8 protein-coding genes, 2 tRNA genes and 1 pseudogene are annotated in these 6,823 nt (G+C 42.7%); 7 read left to right on the top strand and 4 right to left on the bottom strand.

Going from position 1 to position 6,823, the window contains the following annotated elements; translation table 11 throughout:
• Both V7D75_RS08270 and V7D75_RS08265 read left to right on the top strand, forming a co-directional pair.
• Window positions 1–563: pseudogene (locus V7D75_RS08270) on the top strand (type I glyceraldehyde-3-phosphate dehydrogenase); the annotation flags it as partial.
• 153 nt (window positions 564–716) lie between these two features.
• A tRNA-Ser gene (locus V7D75_RS08265) sits at window positions 717–807 on the top strand.
• 235 nt (window positions 808–1,042) lie between these two features.
• On the opposite strand, the gene V7D75_RS08260 is transcribed toward V7D75_RS08265, so the two are convergent.
• The 3 genes from V7D75_RS08260 to V7D75_RS08250 form a co-directional block, all read right to left on the bottom strand.
• Window positions 1,043–1,798, bottom strand: a complete 756-nt coding sequence (locus tag V7D75_RS08260) for a hypothetical protein (RefSeq protein ID WP_333614180.1) — start codon at window positions 1,796–1,798, stop codon at window positions 1,043–1,045.
• Window positions 1,799–2,033: 235 nt separating this feature from the next.
• Window positions 2,034–2,363 carry a CopG family transcriptional regulator gene (locus V7D75_RS08255; RefSeq protein WP_068408103.1) on the bottom strand — a complete coding sequence of 110 codons (330 nt, stop codon included), beginning with the start codon at window positions 2,361–2,363 and terminating at the stop codon, window positions 2,034–2,036.
• Between the two features lie 207 nt (window positions 2,364–2,570).
• Window positions 2,571–2,646, bottom strand: a tRNA-Asn gene (locus V7D75_RS08250).
• 474 nt (window positions 2,647–3,120) lie between these two features.
• Here V7D75_RS08250 and V7D75_RS08245 point away from each other — a divergent pair.
• From V7D75_RS08245 to V7D75_RS08225, 5 genes are all read left to right on the top strand, one after another.
• Window positions 3,121–3,465: a DMT family transporter gene (locus tag V7D75_RS08245; protein WP_082894398.1), complete on the top strand. Its 345-nt coding sequence runs from the start codon at window positions 3,121–3,123 to the stop codon at window positions 3,463–3,465.
• Between the two features lie 51 nt (window positions 3,466–3,516).
• Window positions 3,517–4,005, top strand: coding sequence for a M48 metallopeptidase family protein (locus V7D75_RS08240; protein WP_333614179.1), 489 nt, complete (start codon window positions 3,517–3,519; stop codon window positions 4,003–4,005).
• A 103-nt stretch (window positions 4,006–4,108) separates the two neighbouring features.
• Complete coding sequence (locus V7D75_RS08235) at window positions 4,109–5,050, top strand: DMT family transporter (RefSeq protein ID WP_333614178.1); 942 nt, start codon at window positions 4,109–4,111, stop codon at window positions 5,048–5,050.
• A gap of 118 nt (window positions 5,051–5,168) precedes the next feature.
• Window positions 5,169–5,717, top strand: coding sequence for a sterol desaturase family protein (locus V7D75_RS08230; protein ID WP_333614177.1), 549 nt, complete (start codon window positions 5,169–5,171; stop codon window positions 5,715–5,717).
• On the top strand, window positions 5,718–6,014 hold the full coding sequence (locus V7D75_RS08225; RefSeq protein ID WP_333614176.1) for a hypothetical protein: 297 nt from the start codon (window positions 5,718–5,720) through the stop codon (window positions 6,012–6,014).
• A gap of 26 nt (window positions 6,015–6,040) precedes the next feature.
• Here the strand turns inward: V7D75_RS08225 and V7D75_RS08220 are convergent, their stop codons facing one another.
• The gene (locus V7D75_RS08220) at window positions 6,041–6,793 is read right to left on the bottom strand and encodes a type 1 glutamine amidotransferase (protein WP_333614175.1); all 753 of its coding nucleotides are present in this window, start codon (window positions 6,791–6,793) and stop codon (window positions 6,041–6,043) included.
• Between the last annotated feature and the right edge of the window lie 30 nt (window positions 6,794–6,823).

The raw sequence follows: 6,823 nt of genomic DNA, 5'->3' as shown, positions 1-6,823 counted from the left end.
CGAGCGTTTCTTGTACCACGCAGGCCTTGGTACCGCTGATTGCTACCCTTGATAAGACGTTTGGCGTAAAGTCGGCTATGATGACCGAGATTCATGCTGTAACGGCGGATCAGACAGTGCTCGATCAAGCGCACCGCGACCCAAGACGCGCGCGCGCCTCTGGTTATAATATTATTCCGACCACCTCAAGTAGTATTGCTGCGACAGAACGGGTATTGCCTGCGATGATAGACAAGATAAACGGTCATTCCATTCGCGTACCGACCATCGATGTGGCGGCGATTGATGTGACGTTTGTCTTTGATACGCCGAATGTCAGCGTCGATGCAATACGAGAAAAGTTAAGAGCTGCTAGCCTTGGTGATTTGATAAATATCATGGCGTATACTGATGAGCCGCTCGTTTCCAGTGATTTTATCCATCAGCCAGAATCGCTGATTATCGATGGTCAGCAGTTGATGCAAGTGGGCGAGCAATATAAAGTGTTTGCCTGGTACGACAATGAATGGGGCTATGCCAACAGGCTGCTTGATATGTGCTTACATCTTGCTTTAAGTAAATAACATAGTTTGCAGTAAATGTTTTAAAAAAAGCACTGGGCAAAAAGTTTTGGCACACGCTAAGTCATTGATTTAAAACTGGCTGTAAATTAATTTCATTTTTTTAATATGAAGCGCTTGCATTATACGATGATATCTATATAATGATGCACCAATGGAGACGTGGCAGAGCGGTTGAATGCACCGGTCTTGAAAACCGGCAAGGGTTCATAGCCCTTCGAGAGTTCGAATCTCTCCGTCTCCGCCAAATTCGAAAAAGCCCCAATCAATAACTGATTGGGGCTTTTTTTATGTGTGCATAAAAGCGGTTTTTAGTAACTTAACGGGCACTCTATAGTTGGTTTATTTTAAACCCGATACCGTGCGACTGGGATGAATTTTCCGCAGCCTCTGCACTAGCAGCAAGCAAGGAAAATTTATACCAGTCGCACATCATTATACCCCTGTCGATTTTGTTTTGAATGGGTTATATGAACTCTCTATTATTTCGCTAGCGTTTGCTCAAACTCTACTTCTTGCCCATCCATTAATACCAGTTTGCCTTCGCTAATCTCAATGTGTATGCCCGTATGATTTTTAATCGCGCGCATGACATTGATATCTTCAATACTGCTTTCGATAACGATTTTGCCAGACTGTTCAGGTTCGATTGGTGGCTGGAACTGGGTCAACGGTACATTAAAGCTTTTACTTTTGGTCAAATTCGCCTCTTGCATCGTAAGCTTACCCTTAAAGCTTTTAATCGCTACCTTACCGTGGTTTGACAGCATAAACTGTAGTTTTACTTGGTTTAAACTGTCACTATCGCTGGTTTTGACGGGCAGTAAAGCCACAGGGTAATTCTGTGCTTTGGCAGTGTGCACTTGCGGACTGGTGACAATCGGGCTTTTTTTGCCAGTAGGATTGTTTGGATGCAAGCGCTCATATTCACGCTGCTGGATAAGGGCTTGCTTGATGGTGATACGCGGCATCGCTCCGGACTCATACGCGCCGCTGAGCTTCATACGTAGCATATAACGGCTCAAGAGCTGTCTGTCAGCCTCAGGCAGACGCTCAAATGTATCGCCAAGCTTTTTTTGCCATTGGTCAGAGTTGGTTGGTATGGTCTGCCTACTTGGATCTGCTGGCGGCTGTGTGCAGCCATTGGTAACTGGCAACATCGCTACAGTAAATGCCAATAACATGGCCTTTTTTATATAGCGTGTACGGCCTGCGTGTTTATATAAACCAATCATCATATGCCTCCTTCTCAACCCATATAGATACTAATAACTTTTATACCAATATAGCGCCTATCAATATAGCGCTTATAATAATTTTGTATGTTTGTTTATCGCTAATGGGTATTCGATGTTATTAAGCGCCTTGAGAAGGGCATATTTTACGTAGCAAGTTTAAATTAAATAGCAAAAAAAAGACCAAGCGCCGTTAAGCAAACTTAGTCTTTTTTTTGTATGTATGATAAGCCAAGCGTTACTCTTTATCTTGCAGCTCAGACAGCGGGTGAGTGGTGGTATTATTATGCGTGACCACAATCGCCTCATCAATGATACGTTGGCTGACCCCGCGCTTACGTAGGCTTTCAATAAACACTTCATCATGCGCCAAGGTGTAATCTTGATGATCGCGATCCAATCCTTGACGGATATAAAGACGAATCAGACCTTGGATACGTTTAAAGCCCAGCTCTGCTGAGGTAGACTCTAATAATCGAATCATTTCTTCAGACAAGCGAATACTGATCGGACGCGTGATTTTTTGCGGATGATCAGAGAATTTATTTTTTATACGGACAGGTATCATAATAAACCATTACTTTTAGTGAGTAGGAATAAAACACTCAGACAAAAACGAACTTGGTCACAGCTAATCCTACCATACAATAAAAGCCGCTAAAAGAACACCATCGCCGTATTAATATTGTGTTGGTTAATAAGGTAAGCCATTAAGGATTGAATAGCGACCATAAAAAAACCTCCATCAAATAGTTGATGAAGGTCTTTTAGAATATGGCTCTCCAACCTGGGCTCGAACCAGGGACACACGGATTAACAGTCCGTTGCTCTACCAACTGAGCTATTGGAGAATAAGTTGTGATAACGGTTGATTAAACAAGTTTTACAAAGCCTTTGGTAGGTGCGATTGCTTATCTTGTTTGCGTTATGTGGGGCACATTTTAGCCAAGTAGTTCTGGGCTGTCAACCTTATTAGGCGATAAATAATAAATATAATTATAAATAGGATAAAATTGTGGGTGTTTCTTGTTAAAGCGGCGACTTTATTGACGGTGACGATGATTGCTGCTGCTAAAATATGTATAAAAATTAATTTTTCTTAATATTATAATTACTTACTTGATTCCTTAGTTTGATAAGACTATCTATTTGAAACTAAAGAAAAACCTTATATTACTTTAACCCTTAAAATCTCTATTTCACGCACTCATATAAACCTATAAAATAGTTAGCCCAGATTTTTTATCGTTTTTGCTTCAATTTGAAGCTTTTTAACTCCTCATTTTTTTTAAAAACATGTTCTAACCAATATAGGTGCCCTAAATATGAGTCCAACCATGATTGCTTACGGTTACCTTGCCATCGCTATTGTCTGCGAAGTCATTGGCACTACCTTTTTGGTCAAGTCAGAGCAGTTTACGCGCTTTGTGCCCACGCTTATTATGGCGGTGCTTTATGCGATTTCGTTCTATTTATTGACCCAAACCATAAAAACCATACCGATTGGTATTGCTTATGCCTTATGGGGCGGACTCGGTATCGTATTGACTTCATTAGTAGGACTGTTCTTTTTTAAGCAAACGCTTGATACCGCAGCTATCATCGGCATTGCGATGATTGTTGGTGGGGTAGTGGTGATGAATTTACTGTCTAATTCTGTGGCGCATTAAGTAAACAGGCATTAGTAATCGTTAAACATTAAAACGTCAAGGATAAACGCATTGACCACATTAAAATATATCGCGCATTACTCTGAGCAAATTCAAAGCCAAGCGGCGACGCTGATTAGCACGGGCAGGCTGGGTGAGTATTTGGATAAAAACTATCCAAACCGTCATCAAATACAAAGCGATAAAGCGCTATATCAATATATTAATGACATTAAAAATCAGTATATGCGCAAAAGCAGTCCGCTGTCGCAGGTTTCTTATAACAGTAAACTTGCGGTGCTTAATCAGGCACTTGGCATTCATACCTATCAATCGCGCGTGCAAGGCAGCAAGCTGAAATCACATAATAGCATCACGGTAGCCAGCCTATTTAAGGAAGCACCGCCCGAGTTTTTGCGTATGATCGTGGTGCATGAGTTGGCGCATTTTAAGGAGCAAGAGCATAACAAGGCCTTTTATCAACTTTGCTGTCATATGGAGCCAAACTATCATCAATATGAGCTTGATACTCGCCTATGGTTGCATTGGCGCGAGTGCTAATCTATCGTGATGAAATAAAAGCTAACAATAATGCTAAGTCAATAAAATAGTAATAGGGCTAATGACGATGAATAAAGCCGCTGTTTTAAGAGTAAGGTAGTCTATGAGTCAGTCAGCGCAGCAAGGTATGGCTAAAGGTAAAAAAGCGTGGCTCATTCCTGTGCTGTGTCTTATCGTTGGTGGTGGATTAACCGGTATTTCGACCAATCTGGCGAAATTTGCAGGCGAGGTCGGTCTGACGCCGCTGGCATTTCTGTTTTGGTCTATCACAGGTGCGGCGTTGATTTTATTTAGTTATGCATTTCTACGCCGCGAGCTGCCGCCGTTAAGCAAACCAACCTTGAGCTATTATCTAGTGGCTGCGTTAGTGAGTGTGGCAGGCTCCAATCTCATTTTTTTCTCTGCTATTCCGCATGTCGGCGCAGGTTTTGTCGCCTTAATTATTTCTCTGCCGCCGCTCCTAACTTATCTGGCCGCCCTCATCTTAAAAATAGAGCGCTTTACTAAGCTGCGCGCGCTTGGCGTGGTCGCGGCACTTGCCGGAGCAGGTGTGCTCGCCGCCCGTAAATTTGCTGCGCCCGATGCCAGTGTGTTTTGGATTGGGCTCGCGCTTTGCGGTCCGGTGTTATTAGCAATTGGCAATATTTATCGCACCTTATATTGGCCTGATAATCTCTCTCCAAGCGCGCTGGCACCGGGTATGCTAATAGCAGCCTCAGTGTTACTTGGTTTGGTTAGTCTCATGCCGCACTTTTCACTAGCGGTTCCAGCTGAGATGTTGCCGCTAGGATTGATTGCGGTGCAGGCGTTCGTTTTCGCTGGGCAGTTTTTATTGTTATTTTTACTACAAAAAACGGGCGGCCCAGTATTACTAAGCTTATTAGGCTCAGTTGGCGCGGTCGTTGGTGTACCTGTCGCTATCTTTTTACAAGGGGAGCGTCCGCCAGAAGGGTTATTTTTGGGTGCGTCATTGATAGCGCTGGGTGTCGTCTTAGTCACCTATGGCGGGGTAAAAATGGCGACATCTATATCGGATAAGGGATAAGATAGGGATATACTCATTAACTTATGTTGGTATTATTAACAGCTTATAAAGGTTCTTAATATCCTTATTTGCTTTCAAAGCTTTTTTATCTGCAAACGTAATGTTCAATAGGTGACATATGGATGTGTTTTCGTATTGGCAAGGGTTTTATAACGACCCTTGGTTTTGGCAGTTCCCCATGGCGACCCTCGCTATTAGTACGACCGCCTTTCTAGCAGTTGCCATTCCATGGACGATAGTGGCTTGGCGCGATCCGGTATACTTGCGTAAATATAAAATTCAACAAAAGCCGTTTGAGATGAAACAGTTTTTATTACCGTCTATCGGCCGCATTGTTGTTAATAATATTATTTTAGCCGCGTTATTGGTGCTGGCTTGGCCGCTGTTAAAGCCAACTGGCGTGCATAATGGTGAAATGCCGGTTTGGTATATTATCATCGCGCAATTGATTTTTTTCGTGCTGCTTGATGACTTTTTATACTATTGTATGCACCGTTATATGCATGAAAATAAGTGGTTGCTGAGAAACATACACAGTGTGCACCACCGTATTCGTAATACCTGCGGTATCAATGGCAATTATATGCATTGGGTCGAGTATTCATTGACGGCGGCGTTGACGCTAGTGGGTCCAATCATTCTAGGGGCACACATCTATGTGGTATGAATGTGGGTGATTTTACGTCAAATCGAAGGCGCAGATGGGCATATTGGCTACGATATACCGTGGAATCCTGCGCATTTATTGCCTGTGTATGAAGGCCCTGTTTATCATGATTTTCACCATGCCAAATTTAAAGGCAATTATGCAGGTTTTTTACCTTACCTCGATAAATACTTGGGCAAGACCCATATTCCAGCTTATCTAAGTTATCTGAAAGGTAAAAAAAATGGTTTAACGCCGTTAGAAATTGAACAAAGTGAACTTGCGGCTAAGAAACGCAAAAAGCAGCTAAACCGTTAAGTGTTTTTAGGATTGAAAGATTAGGTTTAAATATTAGTAGTATTTGCTATGCGATTGAGCAGGGCTGCTAAGCGCGCATTGTTATCGGCAATATATTTATCGCCAAGCTTTATTATCTCAGTAGGTGATTGTACCGTTTTAGGATAGTCGAGCAGCCCTTTTTGAATGGCATTGTCGCCATTTGCTACCATCTTAACGATGCTTTCTTTGGTGACTTCAAAATGACACTGCCAAGCCATGACCCAAGCGCCAAGCGCTTTTTGCTGCGGCGTTTGATAGAGGAAACCTTGATTGGGCCACGCTGCTGATGTCGCTAACGGAATCGCGCCTTGTGGATATTCAAACCCATCGCCATGCCAATGAAAGACCGTAAACGGCTGCTGTGGTAAGTCCTGTAGTAAAGGATGCGCCTGAGCGTCTTTAGTCAACTCAATAGGTAACCAACCGATTTCTTTTACACCCGCTGACTCTACGCTCGCCCCTAAACAATGCGCAATAAGCTGCGCCCCCAAACAGACACCTATCACTGTTTTTCCGCTATCCATACTTTGTTTAATCAGACGTTTTTCTTCAATTAGCCAAGGATGGTTGTCCTCATCGTGGACACTCATCGGCCCGCCCATCACGATTAACCAGTCAAAACTGTCAAGCGCTGGCAAGGTGTCTTTATTATAAGAACGCGTGTACGTAATTGTGTGCTGATTATTAACTGCCCAATGCTTAATAAAGCTGAGGTCTTCGTAATCTGTGTGAAATAAAGCATGAATGCGTAAGGTCATCTAATGATCTCGATTAAGAAGTTGTATTTT

The sequence above is a fragment of the Psychrobacter sp. genome (assembly GCF_036731945.1).
Classification (GTDB): Bacteria; Pseudomonadota; Gammaproteobacteria; order Pseudomonadales; family Moraxellaceae; genus Psychrobacter.
This window is presented reverse-complemented; position numbering and strand designations above follow the sequence as displayed.

What these genes read in the sequence shown, in the direction of transcription:
- V7D75_RS08260 (WP_333614180.1), bottom strand. Translation starts at nt 1,798, where the DNA reads ATGATGATTGGTTTATATAAACACGCAGGCCGTACACGCTATATAAAA.
- V7D75_RS08255 (WP_068408103.1), bottom strand. Translation starts at nt 2,363, where the DNA reads ATGATACCTGTCCGTATAAAAAATAAATTCTCTGATCATCCGCAAAAA.
- V7D75_RS08245 (WP_082894398.1), top strand. Translation starts at nt 3,121, where the DNA reads ATGAGTCCAACCATGATTGCTTACGGTTACCTTGCCATCGCTATTGTC.
- V7D75_RS08235 (WP_333614178.1), top strand. Translation starts at nt 4,109, where the DNA reads ATGAGTCAGTCAGCGCAGCAAGGTATGGCTAAAGGTAAAAAAGCGTGG.
- V7D75_RS08230 (WP_333614177.1), top strand. Translation starts at nt 5,169, where the DNA reads ATGGATGTGTTTTCGTATTGGCAAGGGTTTTATAACGACCCTTGGTTT.
- V7D75_RS08225 (WP_333614176.1), top strand. Translation starts at nt 5,718, where the DNA reads ATGTGGGTGATTTTACGTCAAATCGAAGGCGCAGATGGGCATATTGGC.
- V7D75_RS08220 (WP_333614175.1), bottom strand. Translation starts at nt 6,793, where the DNA reads ATGACCTTACGCATTCATGCTTTATTTCACACAGATTACGAAGACCTC.